Origin of the sequence: Coleofasciculus sp. E2-BRE-01, assembly GCF_040221695.1 — a bacterium.
Lineage (GTDB): Bacteria > Cyanobacteriota > Cyanobacteriia > Cyanobacteriales > Coleofasciculaceae > Coleofasciculus.
This window is the reverse complement of record NZ_JAVKEA010000171.1, coordinates 1-14,963: the sequence shown is the minus strand read 5'-3', so window position 1 is coordinate 14,963 and position 14,963 is coordinate 1. Positions and strand designations below refer to the sequence as shown.

At 45.8% G+C, this 14,963-nt stretch carries 10 protein-coding genes and 2 pseudogenes; 7 read left to right on the top strand and 5 right to left on the bottom strand.

What is annotated here, in order from left to right:
• The first annotated feature begins 45 nt into the window (after nucleotides 1-45).
• The 3 genes from RIG66_RS21025 (at nucleotide 46) to RIG66_RS21015 (ending at nucleotide 5,702) form a co-directional block, all read left to right on the top strand.
• Nucleotides 46-2,643 (top strand): tetratricopeptide repeat protein, encoded by a 2,598-nt coding sequence (locus RIG66_RS21025; protein ID WP_446380684.1) that lies wholly within the window; start codon nucleotides 46-48, stop codon nucleotides 2,641-2,643.
• 194 nt (nucleotides 2,644-2,837) lie between these two features.
• Complete coding sequence (locus tag RIG66_RS21020) at nucleotides 2,838-3,056, top strand: hypothetical protein (protein ID WP_446380683.1); 219 nt, start codon at nucleotides 2,838-2,840, stop codon at nucleotides 3,054-3,056.
• 180 nt (nucleotides 3,057-3,236) lie between these two features.
• Nucleotides 3,237-5,702, top strand: a complete 2,466-nt coding sequence (locus RIG66_RS21015) for an endonuclease MutS2 (RefSeq protein WP_446380682.1) — start codon at nucleotides 3,237-3,239, stop codon at nucleotides 5,700-5,702.
• Between the two features lie 434 nt (nucleotides 5,703-6,136).
• On the opposite strand, the gene RIG66_RS21010 is transcribed toward RIG66_RS21015, so the two are convergent.
• The gene (locus tag RIG66_RS21010) at nucleotides 6,137-8,953 is read right to left on the bottom strand and encodes a pentapeptide repeat-containing protein (RefSeq protein ID WP_446380681.1); all 2,817 of its coding nucleotides are present in this window, start codon (nucleotides 8,951-8,953) and stop codon (nucleotides 6,137-6,139) included.
• A 181-nt stretch (nucleotides 8,954-9,134) separates the two neighbouring features.
• On the opposite strand from RIG66_RS21010, the gene RIG66_RS21005 reads away from it, so the two are divergent.
• The 3 genes from RIG66_RS21005 (at nucleotide 9,135) to RIG66_RS20995 (ending at nucleotide 11,374) form a co-directional block, all read left to right on the top strand.
• Nucleotides 9,135-9,776, top strand: coding sequence for a DUF1269 domain-containing protein (locus tag RIG66_RS21005; protein WP_446380680.1), 642 nt, complete (start codon nucleotides 9,135-9,137; stop codon nucleotides 9,774-9,776).
• A gap of 54 nt (nucleotides 9,777-9,830) precedes the next feature.
• Nucleotides 9,831-10,301 carry a BON domain-containing protein gene (locus tag RIG66_RS21000; protein ID WP_446380679.1) on the top strand — a complete coding sequence of 157 codons (471 nt, stop codon included), beginning with the start codon at nucleotides 9,831-9,833 and terminating at the stop codon, nucleotides 10,299-10,301.
• 488 nt (nucleotides 10,302-10,789) lie between these two features.
• On the top strand, nucleotides 10,790-11,374 hold the full coding sequence (locus RIG66_RS20995) for a general stress protein (protein ID WP_446380678.1): 585 nt from the start codon (nucleotides 10,790-10,792) through the stop codon (nucleotides 11,372-11,374).
• A gap of 10 nt (nucleotides 11,375-11,384) precedes the next feature.
• Here the strand turns inward: RIG66_RS20995 and RIG66_RS20990 are convergent, their stop codons facing one another.
• The 4 genes and pseudogenes from RIG66_RS20990 to RIG66_RS20975 form a co-directional block, all read right to left on the bottom strand.
• Complete coding sequence (locus tag RIG66_RS20990; protein WP_446380677.1) at nucleotides 11,385-12,044, bottom strand: Uma2 family endonuclease; 660 nt, start codon at nucleotides 12,042-12,044, stop codon at nucleotides 11,385-11,387.
• A gap of 52 nt (nucleotides 12,045-12,096) precedes the next feature.
• The gene (locus RIG66_RS20985; protein WP_446380676.1) at nucleotides 12,097-12,717 is read right to left on the bottom strand and encodes an exopolysaccharide biosynthesis protein; all 621 of its coding nucleotides are present in this window, start codon (nucleotides 12,715-12,717) and stop codon (nucleotides 12,097-12,099) included.
• Nucleotides 12,718-12,858: 141 nt separating this feature from the next.
• On the bottom strand, nucleotides 12,859-14,136 hold the full coding sequence (gene ahcY / locus RIG66_RS20980; protein ID WP_446380675.1) for an adenosylhomocysteinase: 1,278 nt from the start codon (nucleotides 14,134-14,136) through the stop codon (nucleotides 12,859-12,861).
• 252 nt (nucleotides 14,137-14,388) lie between these two features.
• A pseudogene (locus RIG66_RS20975) lies at nucleotides 14,389-14,508 on the bottom strand (DUF389 domain-containing protein); the annotation flags it as partial.
• Nucleotides 14,509-14,635: 127 nt separating this feature from the next.
• Here RIG66_RS20975 and RIG66_RS20970 point away from each other — a divergent pair.
• A pseudogene (locus RIG66_RS20970) lies at nucleotides 14,636-14,963 on the top strand (RNA-guided endonuclease InsQ/TnpB family protein); the annotation flags it as partial.

Genomic DNA, 14,963 nt, shown 5'->3' with positions numbered 1-14,963 from the left:
AGAGTGCGATGCTAAGGAGCGCATCTTAATCATTTTACTCCTCCCATGATTAACCAGGTTCTCTACGTTTGGCTACAACAGGTGCAAGGCTTACTGGAAACCAGTCTGAAATTAATCAGTGAAAACAAGGATATTTTCATCGTCATCCTTGGCGTTGGTATTGTCCCTCTGGGTGTACGTTTTATCTGGTGGATGATCCAGCAACGTCGCCAGCGGCAAATTTTTCCTGACACTTTCCCTTTTGATATCATAAAACCACAAAATAAGGTATTGCCAGCTATTCTCGGTGGTGATACGAATGATTCGCTAGCTGATTACAAGATTCCATATCAGGAGCGAATTTCCGGGCGTAGCATTCACGACGAATTGAAACAAAAGCTGGACGAATCGCGCTGGGTTTTGATTGTTGCACCAACAGGAATCGGGAAAACGCGGGAAGCGGCAAACATAGCACAGAGACTGAATACTGAAGGCTGGACAATTCTTCACTTGAAGCGTGGTGAATGGTTGGATGCACTCCCTAGATTTCCAGAGGATAAAATTGGTACTGATAGAAAATTGCTGTTTTTCTTTGACGACTTGAACAGCAAAATGTACGGTGGGCGCATCGAGCAATCCCCAAAAGCCGATGAGCCATTACAACAGTTAAATGTGCCACTACAAGAACGATTACTTCGAGCAATCGAATTTTATGAAAAATCTTGCCGTAAACAGGATATTCGGGTTATTGCCACGGCTCGTAATGAAAAGGAACGAGAATTTCCTGATGAACCAAGCGAGTGGGAAAAATTGGAATTTGATAAATATCCAGCGCTGTGGAAACGCTTTGCTATCTATGAATTGCCAGAACCCGAAGAATCAGCCATTATTAGCGTTTTGAGAGAGACTGTTCCCCAGGCACAGATTGAAGCAAACCCTGATGATTATGCCTGTCTCGCCCAGAGAAATGACCATACTTTCAGAAATATTGTCGAGAATCTTCGCAGCGCAAGAAATAACCGCCAGTCTTTGACAAAAGATACCTTCCGCGACACACTGAAGGGAACTTGGAAAAAACGGTATCAAGAGGTAGTTAAGAAATATTCTATTGCTCCCTATATTTACGATGCAGTGGAATTACTACAGATGGTGGGTATTTCACTTTATCCCTTTACTGTCAAGCCGACAGCCTTGCTGATTGCAGATGGAAATTTGCTGCGGCGCTTACAGCATTGGTGGCAAATTCGCCATGCTTGGAATTATCTGATGAGTAAGGAACATATTCTCGAACCGCGAGAAGGGCAAATTGAAGCGAAGGGTAGGCGTGTGGAATCGATACAATATATTTCTCCTTTGTCTCGCATTGTCTTCCAACTGGCTACTAAACACTCGCAAAAAATGTTAGTTTCAATTCTTAATTTTGGTTTTAATGCTCTAGTATTGGGATACCATAAAGAAGCTATTTTCAACCTAGATAAAACTCTGGAAATAACCCAGAAACTCTACCAAGATGACTTTGGGAAAGAATATGTGCTGGAGAAAATAGAAGGCTATGCTTATTTGGGAAAGGGCTATGCACTGTATAACTTGGGAAACATCAAAGAAGCGATCACTAACTATGATAAAGGTCTCGAATTAAAACCCGACAACTATGAAGCTTGGAGCAATAGGGGCAGTGCGCTACGAGAGCTAGAACTTCATGAAGAAGCAATCATTAGCCACGACAAAGCTATACAAATCAAATCTAATTACTACCAAGCTTGGCACAACCGAGGTATTGCACTGTTGAATTTGAGACGTCTAGATGCAGCCATTGTCAGCTTTGATAGAGCTATACAAATAAAGCCGGACTTTCACGAAGCCTGGAATAACAGAGGCGTTATACTGTTGAACTTAAGATGTCTAGATGAAGCAATTGCCTGCTTTGACAAAACTACACAAATAAAACCCGACTTCCATGAAGCCTGGAATAACAGAGGTAATGCACTGTTAAACTTGAGCCGTCTCGATAAATCTCTTGCCTGCTTTGATAAAGCTCTGGAATTAAAACCAGACTCCTGGGAAGCGTTGAACAACAAGGGAATTGTACTGCTAAAGTTAAAAAAGTTAGATCGAGCGCTCATTTGCTTCAATAAAGCCATAAAAATTAAACCCACTCTCCACCAAGCCTGGAATAATCGTAGCATTGTACTACGAAAGTTAGAACGTTTCAAAGAAGCTATTGTTAGTTGTAACAAGGCTCTGGAAAACCAGCCTGCCTATTACCAAGCCTGGTACAATAGGGGAATTGCGCTAGCAATGTTAGAACGTATCAACGAAGCGATTCTATCCTTTGATAAAGCTACACAAATCGACCCGAATTTTCATGATGCATGGTACGCTAGAGGTCTCGTACTTTCTGGTTTTGGAAAATTAACAGAAGCCCTAAATAGCTTTGAACAAGCTACAAAAATCAAACCGAATAATGCCGATACGCTTTATGCCAAAGCTTGCTGTTATGCTTTGCAAAATAAAATTGATCTAGCCATTGATAACTTGAAACAAGCCATTACGTTTAATCCTGAAGAGTATCGAGAGATAGCAAAAACCGATTCAGTTTTTGATAATTTTCGAGGAGATAATCGGTTTCAGGCTTTGATTCAAGGTGACAAACCCGACAAATAAATCTTAAAACAGCCTTTTAGTTAAATTTTATACAGTTCATGAATATATTGACAAAAGACGCAATTCATGGAGTGCCTCTCTAGTCAGAATCCCGGATCAGACAATCTCCGTAAAATGGCGGATGTATTTATGTAAAGCTTCTGTAATATTTATTAATAAGCATCCCCATGCAGAAATTGATTCAGGATTAAACTATGGTAAGACAGACACAAACTCGTATATACCCTAGGGTTCCTCTAACCTCAGCCGATCGCGACGCCTTAGACAAACTCTTTCAGGGAGTACAGGTTGAGGATTTGCGTCAGCTTGAGAAAATGACATCCTCTTATTCCATTACTCCGCTTGAACCTTGGGAAGAACAAGGCTGGGTGATTAATAGTTCCCTATCTATCCCCAGGGAAGCGACTGCATAGGCAACGGGTAAACTGGGTGTATTATAAATTACTTCTTCTTTGGGCAGAACTGATAGACTATTTCCTCCAACTAGAGAACAACTCCACAGAATTTCTCAGAGACATTACGGTTAAACTCACTCCCCGGTACGGGAAAATTGTCTAATAATAAACATATAGGGTAACCTTTAATATTGGGCTTTGATTCAATCTGAAACGTTAGAACTACTCGAATGGCAACGCCTGTGCCAACACTTGGCAACCTTCGCCGCCACCAAACTAGGCGCGATCGCGTCTCGCCATCTCCATCCTCCCGCTACTTTGGAGGAAAGTCTGCATCTATTGGCGCAGACGAAAGAAGTCTATCAACTTGAATGTCAGTTAACCAGTGGCTGGACGTTTGAGGGGATTCAGGATATTGGTGATGCGCTAGAACGCGCTGAACGACAAGGGATATTATCCGGGGAAGACTTACTCGCGATCGCAACCACTCTAGCAGGAGTCCGGCGTTTACGGCGGCTCATTGACGATCAAGAAGATATCCCGGTTCTCAACCAACTTGTTGCTGATATCCGTACCTATCCCGAATTAGAACAAGAAATTCACCGTTGTATCGACGAACGCGGGGATGTCGCCGATCGCGCGAGTCCGAAACTAGCAGAAATTCGACAGCACAGTAAATCCCTACGCGATCGCATTTATCAAACGCTGCAAAATATTGTACAGCGTCAAGGCGGCGCACTCCAGCAACCCTTAATCACCCAACGGGGCGATCGCTTTGTTCTCCCGGTGAAAGCACCTCAGAAAGACTCGGTTTCGGGTATCGTTCATGACGCTTCCAGTACGGGTGCTACGCTGTACATCGAACCTCATGCGATCGTTGGGTTGGGGAATCAACTCAAAACCTATCAACGCCGGGAACAAGCCGAAGCCGAAGCCGTGCGCCGCGCCTTAACCGAACAAGTCGCCGCCGTTAAGCCCGATCTAGAACAGGTATTAGCCGTCGCCACTCGGTTAGATTTAGCCACCGCCAAAGCCCGATATAGCCTCTGGCTTCAGGCAAATCCGCCGCGCTTCATTGATCCGGATCAACGAGAATCGATTACCCTGCGCCAATTGCGACATCCTCTGTTAGTCTGGCAGCATCAGCATGAAGAAGATGCGCCAGTTGTACCGATTACCATCCAGATTCAGCCCCAAATAAAAGTTGTGGCGATTACGGGTCCGAATACAGGGGGTAAAACCGTTACCTTAAAAACATTGGGATTAGCCGCACTCATGGCAAAAGTGGGTTTATTTGTCCCCGCCAAAGAACCCGTAGAACTGCCGTGGTTTGAGCAAATTTTGGCAGATATTGGTGATGAACAGTCTTTAGAACAGAGTTTATCCACATTTTCCGGTCATATTCGCCGGATTAGTCGGATTTTAGATGAATTAGAAAATTGTAGAGACGTTGCATGCAACGTCTCTACAGATGGGGGAGACGAGGATTTAGCCGAAAGGGAACCAGACACCCCCCATCCCACATCCGCCCTCGTATTACTGGATGAAATTGGCGCGGGAACTGATCCAGCCGAAGGAAGTGCCTTAGCGATCGCACTCCTCAACTATCTGGCGGATCATGCCCAGCTTACTGTAGCCACCACCCACTATGGCGAACTCAAGGCGCTGAAATATCAAGATGAACGATTTGAGAACGCCTCGGTTGAGTTTAATGATGTCACCCTTTCTCCCACTTATCGCCTACTCTGGGGAATTCCGGGTCGATCTAATGCGTTAACCATTGCCGAACGGTTAGGATTAAAATCAGACGTGGTATCCCTTGCCCAAACCTTAGTCGGAAGCAGTTCGGAAGAGGTGAACCAGGTGATTTCTGGACTCGAAGCCCAACGACGGGATCAGGAAACCAAAGCCCAAGAAGCGAATCAACTCCTCCAGCAAACCGAACGTTTGCATCAAGAAGTCTCCAGTAAAGCCAAACTCTTGCAGGAGAGAGAACGGGAATTGAAACTCTCGCAGGAACAAGCGGTACAAGATGCGATCGCCCAAGCCAAAGCAGAAATTGCCCAGGTGATTCGCAAATTACAGCAAGGACCCCAAATCGCTCAAAACGCGAAGAAAGCCACCGATGCGCTGAAGGAAATTGAGCAGCGTCACATCCCCAAAGCCCCTGCTAAAGCCAAACCCGCCTTTCAACCCAAAGTAGGCGATCGCATCCGCATTCCTCGCCTAAATCAAACGGCGGAAGTCTTGACGCCTGCGGATGAAGATGGGGATCTTACAGTACGCTTTGGCTTAATGAAGATGACGGTATCCCTAGCGGATATCGAATCCCTAGAGGGTGAAAAGGCGCAAATGCCTGTAAAATCAAAACCTGCATCTACTCCTGCACCTGCTGCTTCATCGCCACCGACTCCCCCGATTCGCACCGAGAAAAATACAATTGATTTACGCGGATCGCGTGTGGCTGATGCTGAAATCGAGTTAGAACAAGCTATTTCTAAAGCGATCGCCTCTGGGGTATTGTGGATTATTCATGGCAAGGGAACTGGAAAATTAAGGGCTGGGGTGCATGAATTCTTAGAACGCCATCCCCTCGTTGATCGGTTTGAATTAGCCGAACAAGCAGAAGGCGGATCGGGGGTAACAGTAGCTTACTTGAAATAGCTATAGCGCTTCGCACTGGTCTAGTTACACTTTGTTTGCACGAACATCCCATCTGGACTCAGCTTCAGAGAAGGGAGTTGTAAATACACCAGCGCGACCTGCTATAGATCAGATCACGATATATCGTACCCTGATCACAAAGGGATAATTGGGGTTTGCTGAATAAGTCGGAGAAACACAACTGATGGATTAAGTAGTTATATAAGACCCCAATAATCAGGGTAAACACATCTTGTCAATAAATACCTGAATATAAATCCCGTACGCTGTACTAAGAAATGTTAAGAAGCATCAAATCCTTACTGTTGCCTGTTGCCTGTTCCCTCATCTCAACCGTTAACTTGAATTTTGTCCGACTACTTAAGCAGGGGTTTTAGCACAATAACTCGGCTTTATTGCGTTATTGTTCCTTATTGATTGGCAACAGATCGCGTCTACTCCCCAATACTTCCATCTGGCATCCTCGTTCCTTCCAAATTCACCTCACTCAAATCCGCTTTATCCAAATTCGCCCCCGTCAAATCTGCCTCCCTTAAATCCGCCCCACTCAAACTCGCCCCCACTAACTTTGCCCCCACTAATTCCGCCCCCCTTAAATCCGCATTCCCCAACTTTGCCCAACTCAAATCCGCCCCGCTTAACCGCGCCTGCTTCAAACTCGCCCCCACTAACTTCGCCTTGCATAAACTCGCCCCACTCAAGTCAACCTCACTTAAATCTGCAATCACCAACTTTGCCCCATCTAACTGCGCCTGCTGTAAATTCGCCCCCCGCAACATCGCGCCAATTAAATTAGCATTCCGCAAATCCTCCCCCGCTAACTGCGCCCCCGCTAAATCGGCATTCTGAAAATTTCTCCCGCCACTTTGATAACGCGATCGCACTTCCCCAACATCGGTTACACTAATCTCTCGCTGGGGCGGATGGCGAAAGGTAAAGGTAAAGGTATCGCCACTCTGCATTACCCGCCACATTTCCTCATACAGGGGATAAGAACCCACGCCACTCAACTTTACCCACCCTTTTGCCCGAGTTAACGCTACAAATAACTGATTCCGCAATTGCAGATTACTCTCATCTTTTGCCACATTATCCAACCCCACCACATACACCATATCCGCCTCATTTCCCTTCGCCCGATGGATACGAGACACAGTAACGCCGCCCTCACACCAAAACTTATTTGGATCACGGGTATCTTTATCAATGTGCAGCATATTACAATCCATAGCACTGGGACGATAAATATCAATTCCCTGGGACATTAAAAACTCTGCCACCGCTGTTTCTAGTCGCATCGCTTCTAACCCTAATCCTAAAACAATTACGAGTATTTCGCGACTTGGTTTAAGTCCATCATAGCGAAGATTGTAGAAAATATTATCGGCTAAGGCGGTTAATTCTTCCTGGCGCGATCGATAGGCGATAAACTCAAATAAAGAACCCTGCCAAAGTTTTGATACCATATTTGGTGAATGTTCTGGGGGGCGTCTCACGGTAATTTGTTGACCGGGACGAAACGTTCCAGTGACTTCATAGCCAATCGCTTGCCAATCCTCAATTCGGGTAATTCCAGTTAACATTCCCCCCCGTCGTAATAACCCCATACCAATCCCATGGGCGGCGGTAAGAATTGTCCCTGGGGTACGATAACACCGATACATGGTTTCACTTTTTCTAATTCCTCCCCCATATTGTCCGGTGACTAAATGCCCTAAGTCTTCCCCAAACAATTCACTCGCATTAGGAATATTTAAACTTTCTAAACTTTGCGCTTCATCATACGCCCAAATTAACCGCCGTTGTTCCGGTTGGGTGGGATCAACGGGGCGTAATGCCTGATATGCCATCCAGTAAAACGGCTGTTTTCCCTCAAATTTTAAGGGATCATCGACGATTAAATCTTGACCTTCATCAATTAAAATAACATCGTATAATTTTGGAATCGCTGTCTCTTGTAAAAGATTGAGACAAACTTCAGCTAATGCCTGATGCGGTTGCTTGGTTTCTATATCGTTAACGGTAAGTGCTTTTACTCCCGTTTGTCGGCAAAGGATACTATAAAATCCCGGTTGTTTTCTCCCTCCCCAAGCGTGGAGAACTTTTAATTTGCGATTTCGTTTGGCGTCGTATCTGATTTCGCCACTACTAAAGCGACGCAACCATTTATCCAGTTGGCTAATAATTCCGTGATAGAGGCTGCGACTGAAGAAAACCAGGGCAATATCCCAGTCGGGATGCTTGAGGTGAATGTGGGCAGCTTTTTGGCAGAGTAATACAGTTTTTCCGGAACCCGCTATCCCCCGAATCCGTTGGGGACCCGGAGGAATGGATTTGGCGATTTGTTCTTGGGCTAAATCGAATTCGGATAGGTGTTGGCGTACTTGGGAAAGAATACTACCACGGGTTTGTTGCGGTGTACCATTGATGGTTTTGGGGATGGCATTTCTGTGTCCGTTCAGGTGTTGTTTTTTCCGAAAAACAGGTGTACCACTAATCACTGCTTGCAGTAATTTCCACTGCTGGTTATTCAGCGGGGTTCCTTTGATAATTGGAGAGGTTTGCTGAATCCGTTTGACGAGAAAACCTAACCCCCCAGCCCCCTTCCTACCCCCCTCGTTCCCCCCTCGAAGGGGGGATGGGGAAGGGGGAGCCGTAAGCCCCTCCAAATAAAAATTTATTCCGTTTTCTTCCCCTCGTAGGGGAGGGTTAGGGAGGGGTCTCTGAGGGGTCTGCTCTCTCGTCAATTGACTAACAGCTTCATTCCAGGGAGAGATATTATCTTTAAAGAGAATTGGCGGACAACTAGGGAGTTGGTAGAAGCCGCTTTGATACCATTCAGTTTCAGTAATTAAGGGAAGGCAAATTAACGCCCGTCCGGTTACTTTACGGCGCAATATAGGTTCGCGATCGCAGTACCCCAATAGGGAGAATAATTGATTCTCTGCTTGTTGGTAAGGATTACTGCTGGTGGTGTAATAGTTTTGGAATTCCCAGCGATGACCCGTAATTGCCAGAATTTGATCAATCGTGACGGATTTAATCTCAATGACGATTAAACCCAGTTGGGCGTCCACAATCAGGATATCCGGTTCCTTGCGAGACTTACCCACCTTGGAAAATATGGGATAACGCCAATACCCGATACAGGTGCGATCGCGAAATGCGTTCTGTACAGCGTCCCAGGTTTTTTGTTCACCGCCTTCACCTCCTTTACCTAGCGGTTCGGTGGTAATAAATTTATTCGTCATTCGTCATACTCGCTTTCATCGAGAAGCAAGCTACGTCTTTTGTCATTTGTTCTTCTTTCTATGGATAGAGACTAAAGTTACACCTATTGATTGAGGAAATAATATCCGACAAACGATAAAATTTACTTATAAATTAAGTTTGACAGACTAATTTATCTCTAGCGTGTAAAAGGAGAGAACAATGGCTTTACATCAACACAAACGTGCGATCGGTATTTTTACCAACCGAGACGCGGTGACGCAAGCACTACAGGAACTCCACCTGGCTAATTTTCCCCTGGATCAGGTTACCGTGATTGCCAGAGAATTAGAAGAGGAGTCGCTTCATGATACGGATAGGAAGACTCGCAAGGGTAATCAAACGGGTAAACAGGCGGCTAATTGCGCTGTTGTCGGTGGTGTTATTGGACTGGTAACGGGCGTACTCGTCGGTGTGGGTGCTGCTTCGATTCCTCTGATTGGTCCAATCATGTTAGCCGATGCTTTGGGGACTGCTGTAGCCACAACCTTAGCCGGGACAGGAATTGGTGCGGTTGGTGGTGGACTTTTAGGTGCACTGATTGGATTAGGTATTCCCAAAAAACAGGCTATAGCGTATCAAGAACGATTTTTACGGGGTGATTTTTTGGTCATTGTTGAAGGTACGGATGAGCAAATTCGTCAGGCAATTTCTCTACTTAAAGATGGAGGAATCGAAGAGTTGGGAATTTACAATGCGCCAGAGATGGATGGGATAAATACAGATTTCCCAGTTGCGGCTGTTGATGAGCCTCATGCTCAGATGGCTAGATCAACCGTTTATCGAGAACACGAACTGAATTGAGATGGATTGATATACATCTTTACTGATTATTTGTCGTCGAAGAGGATAGAAAAAATGAATAAGTTTACACTCTTATGCTTGACAGGTGTTTTAGGTTTAGGGGTTTCCGCCTGTGGTGATGTGGCGAGAACCAGTACTAGCGCTCCCGATTCGATTAATCGAGTTGGTAATCCTCCAGACTTGGACACCGTATTAGGAAATGAAAGTGATGCAACGAACCCCATCCGCCGAGCGCAAGCCAATGCTGACATTCGGGCGCGGGAGCAACGATACAATGTGTTTAGGGAGGGAGAGGAACGCTCTAATCGCAATGTCCAAAGTGAAGTGCGGAGTAAGTTAGAGGTTAACCTGCCAACCTCTCAACTAGCGATTCAGGCTAATCAGGGAATTGTTACGGTAACTGGATACGTGCAAACGCAAGAGAATTTGGAACGGATTGAACCTTTGGCGAGGGAAATTAGAGGGGTTCGGGATGTCAATGTCCAAGCTGAAGTAGGACCCAATTTACCGCCTTATAACGGTTAAATTTTCTGTTTTTTAGCGAACAGGCAACAGGCAACAGATACAGCAGATTTCAGGTTTATGAGGTACAGCCTTAAGCAAGATCCCCGACTTCTTCAAGAAGTCGGGGATCTGTCTATGTAGGATTTGCTGCACAACTCCAAAACCCTTAGATATCAAAGCTTTGAGTAGCATGAACATTGGCTCATTTTCAAGGACATAAGGTAAAACCCTTTCATACCCTTGCACCGCTATCAGGGAAAATGTATCATTGCTCCCCCAGCTCCCCCAGCTTCCCCTGCTTCCCCTGCTCCCTACCCCACCAAAACACTTATTCAGCAGACTCTATGTACCTCAGAGTCCTCTACAAATGGTGGTTTTGGATATTAAATTTATCTCTATTGATAGATGAATACCTTACCCAATGTGTAGTAGATGTGGGAAGAAAGCACAAATCTAGCACCAAAGGCTGAATTTGTGCTGAAACAATCCTAAAAGAAAGCGAGAGAAACATGGCTGAAGACCAACACAACAGACACGCGCTTGGTGTATTCCCGACTCGTGAAGAAGCGGAAAAAGCGGTACAGGATTTGAAACGGGCAGATTTCCCTGAACAGCAAATTTCTGTCGTTGCTAGAGATGCAGGTAGGAATGAGGAACTTGCTGGTGTTGATGTCGAAAAAGGCAAAGGACATCAAGTCAGTAAAGGCGCTAAAGCGGGTGCGGCGACTGGTGGAATTGGTGGCGTTGTTTTGGGCGCATTGGAAGCCCTAGGTATTACCACTTACGCGGCGTTTCTACTTCCTGGCGCTGGTCAGGTTTTAGCATTTGGTACGGTTGCAGCTAATGCTTTAGCGACAGCCGTTGCTGGCGGTGCGGTTGGTGCAGCCGGTGGCGGTTTAGTTGGTGGTTTAGTCGGTTGGGGTGTTCCTGACGAGCAAGCTAAGGTTTATCACGATTTAGTATCTAAAGGTGAGTATTTGATTATGGTAGAAGGAACCCCTGATCAAATTGGTTTGGCGGAAGCTATTCTTAGTCCGATGGGAATTCGCGAATGGAAAATTTATGAGGCTCCTCGAAATACCGCTTCTCGCTAGTCAGACTATATTAGAGTGTTTCGGGATCGATGTTTAATTCTCGCAGTTTGGCGGCGTAGCGGTCAGCACTTTCTTCAGGTGTCGGTACGAGTTTCCCTTCTGGGGTGAAAAAACGCAACTGATTCTGATGAATCCCTAGAAATAAACCAAGCTGCTGACTCCACAATTGTCCTTGATCATTCGGTTCAAGTGGTTGATAGTCTCCATCAACTAAATGAAATCCGACAAATTCTAACGTATTTGGCTCGAACCAAAAGTAATCGGGGGTACGAAAGGTATCTTGGTAGAGTTTTTTCTTAAATCCTTTGTCAGTATCAGCCGTTTTGGAAGAAAGGATTTCAATAATCAAATTCGGATATTTACCATCTTCGTTCCAGACGACCCAACTTTTGCGAGTTTTCCGTTCAGTGTCTAGCACGACAAAAAAGTCGGGTCCCCGGAAGTCTTCCGATTTGCGTTGACGGGGACTGTAATAGATGGTGAGGTTGCCAGCAACGTAGAAATCATTTCTATCTCGCCATAGCCATTTTAAGCTTTCGAGTAGTAGGATGATTTGTTGTAGATGTAGTTCAGTTTCCCATGGTGGTTCGTCGCTATAGAGTTCCCCAGGAGGAAAGATAACATCTTGTGAGATGTCTAGGGAAGGAGCGAGTTCTTGAATTTGGGACATAACAGGGTGAGTTGAAGACAGCAAATTTTGTGTTTATTTTAGCTGGCATCGTTCAACGCAGGACTTCTTTAATCCAATCCAGCAAACTTGCACCGCCAAACCAAACGGCTAGTAAAATAGAAATTGAGAGAATTCCGCCTAGTAAACAAATAACTAATCCGCCTAAGCTAATTGCCCCATCATCTTCAATTAAGCCAAAACCTGTGACAAAAATACCGATCGCGGGTAAGGTATTGGTTCCAGGAATGGGAATCATCATCGAGATGGACATTAGCGAGATCGCCACCCCAATCACTACACGACCCGTTAGACTGGTACAGATATAAGCTAGGCGGGGACGTGCGATCGCTTCAATCTTCTTTAACCAGGGAGTCCCTCCTTTAACCAGTCCCTGCACTGTTTCTAGTTTCATCCTGCTATTCATGACTTTCTGGGGTAACCAGGGACGTTTGGCACCAATGATTAGCTGAAAGGCTAAAATCAGCATGACGATACCAAAGGGGATTGAATAACCCGGTGCTGGAACAGGTAACGCTGAGGGAAGCGACAGGATCACAAACAAAAACCCAAAAATTCGCTCTCCGGCAAAAGACAGGATATCTGCCAGTCTCACCTGGGGCTGTCGATCTTCTTCAAAAAAATAACGTTGCAGTTCAACCGAAAGTCGAGCCATTTTCCTGAAACCTTTCGATAACAATTGAGAATTTGCTGAATTATATCCCCGATTTCTGGAGATCCCCGACTTCTTTAAGAAGTCGGGGATCTTGTTTTGAGGATCAAGTCAGGCATGATACCACACCCGAAAAATTCCGAACTAGGTTCCTGATGTCCACGAGTTCATATACTCAACTTGTTCAGTGGTTAACGTGTCAAGTGAGATACCCATTGCCTGCAATTTCAGCCGTCCAATTTCCTTGTCAATCTCAGTTGGAATGGAATGTAGACCTGGTTCTAGTTTGCCCTTATTCTGCACCAGATATTCACACGCCAAAGCTTGGTTAGCAAAGCTCATATCCATCACCGCACTGGGGTGTCCTTCGGCTGCGGCTAGGTTAATCAAACGCCCTTCACCCAATACGATAATAGATTTACCGTTTTTCAGGAAATACTGTTGGGTAAAGTTGCGAACTTGGCGATATTCCGTGGATAACTCTGCCAAGGATTTCAGGTCAATTTCAATATCGAAGTGACCGGAGTTACACACCATTGCGCCATCTTTCATTACTTCAAAATGTTCTGGACGAATGACGTGCTTGTTTCCGGTAACAGTGATAAACACATCACCATGGGATGCAGCTTCAATCATGGGCATTACCCGGAAACCATCCATGACGGCTTCAATCGCCTTAATCGGGTCAATTTCAGTAACAATCACATTCGCGCCCATACCTCGCGCCCGCATCGCCGCACCTTTGCCACACCAACCATAACCCGCAATGACGATGGTTTTCCCAGCCAGCAAGATGTTGGTGGCGCGGATAATACCATCGAGGGTGGATTGTCCGGTACCGTAGCGGTTATCAAAGAAGTGCTTGGTATCAGCGTCATTCACGTTCATCGCGGGGAAGGTGAGAACTCCCTGATTGAACATTGCCTGCAAGCGGACAATTCCGGTGGTGGTTTCCTCGGTGGTGCCGATAATATCACCAATCTGGTTTTGCCGTTCCTTAACCAGAGTCGCCGTCACATCACTCCCATCATCAATAATCAGATTGGGTTTGTGATCTAGGGCAGTTTGAACGTGGCGATTATAGGTGGCGTTATCTTCCCCTTTGATAGCAAAGACAGGAATCCCGTAATCAGCGACTAAGCTAGCCGCGACATCATCTTGAGTAGACAGGGGATTACTGGCAATTAGCAGCCCATCAGCCCCCGCATTTTTCAGCGCGATCGCTAAATGAGCAGTTTCGGTGGTAACGTGGCAACAAGCAACTAGGCGAATCCCTGCCAGAGGTTTATTTTGAGCAAAACGTTCCTGTATTTGCCGCAAAACGGGCATTTCCCGTCCCGCCCATTCGATGCGCTGTTTGCCTCCGGGGGCTAGGGATATGTCTTTGACTTCGTGTTTGAGCGCAGTAGATGTTGCTGTCATAGATTTGGTTGGTTTTATTTAATTTGCATTGTCATCTTACCTAACTTAGCCGATCTCCCATCAGTAAGTAAGTGTTCGTAGTTATCGGTGGGGAGGGCGGGTTTTGTTGTTCCGTTAGTGGTGGGGAGGGCGGGTTTCGTTGTTCCGTTAGTGGTGAAGAGGGCGGGTTTTGTTGTTCCGTTAGTGGTGACTAGCTGAATTGATTCCCTAAACCCGCCCCTACAGATTCCCTAAACCCGCCCCTAAACGAATTCCCTGAGACAGCGACAAACCGACCACACATAAGGGTGGCATTAGGGTAACCGCGATCGCAACCCCCGCTAAGGCATCACTGAGATGGGCGCAAATCTTGGCAAAACTACTGATCCCACCTAAATCGCGAGGGGCTACGGCTTCAACCGGAACGAAGTGGAGGTAAGCCGTAGGGGGAGAGCGGGAAATACTTCGGCTAAACGCCCGAAGTATTTCCAGTTATTTCCCAGGTGGTACAATGGTAGCCATGAAACAAGTCCTCACGATAGTCATAAAGCTTCAACCCTCCCCTGAACAGGTGGTCTTCTTAGAGGCAACCCTTCAGGCGTTTGCGGATGCTTGCAACTACGTGAACGAACATACAGCTCCAAAACTGACTAACAAAATTGCTATCCAATCTTTGACTTATCAAACCATTAAAAACCAATTCAATTTGGTAGCAAATATGGCAGTCAGAGCTTGTGCAAGAGTAGCGGCTAACCGAAAGGTTGCCTGTTCAAAGGGTAAGCCGGTTAAAGGCTTTATACCAAGCAGTATGGATTGTGACAAGGACTTGTTTCGACTTCGTGAACACG

Coding starts and splice junctions, on each gene's coding strand:
- RIG66_RS21005 (WP_446380680.1), top strand. CDS start 9,135: ATGGCTTTACATCAACACAAACGTGCGATCGGTATTTTTACCAACCGA.
- RIG66_RS20985 (WP_446380676.1), bottom strand. CDS start 12,717: ATGGCTCGACTTTCGGTTGAACTGCAACGTTATTTTTTTGAAGAAGAT.
- ahcY (WP_446380675.1), bottom strand. CDS start 14,136: ATGACAGCAACATCTACTGCGCTCAAACACGAAGTCAAAGACATATCC.
- RIG66_RS21000 (WP_446380679.1), top strand. CDS start 9,831: ATGAATAAGTTTACACTCTTATGCTTGACAGGTGTTTTAGGTTTAGGG.
- RIG66_RS21010 (WP_446380681.1), bottom strand. CDS start 8,953: ATGACGAATAAATTTATTACCACCGAACCGCTAGGTAAAGGAGGTGAA.
- RIG66_RS21025 (WP_446380684.1), top strand. CDS start 46: ATGATTAACCAGGTTCTCTACGTTTGGCTACAACAGGTGCAAGGCTTA.
- RIG66_RS20995 (WP_446380678.1), top strand. CDS start 10,790: ATGGCTGAAGACCAACACAACAGACACGCGCTTGGTGTATTCCCGACT.
- RIG66_RS21020 (WP_446380683.1), top strand. CDS start 2,838: ATGGTAAGACAGACACAAACTCGTATATACCCTAGGGTTCCTCTAACC.
- RIG66_RS20990 (WP_446380677.1), bottom strand. CDS start 12,044: ATGTCCCAAATTCAAGAACTCGCTCCTTCCCTAGACATCTCACAAGAT.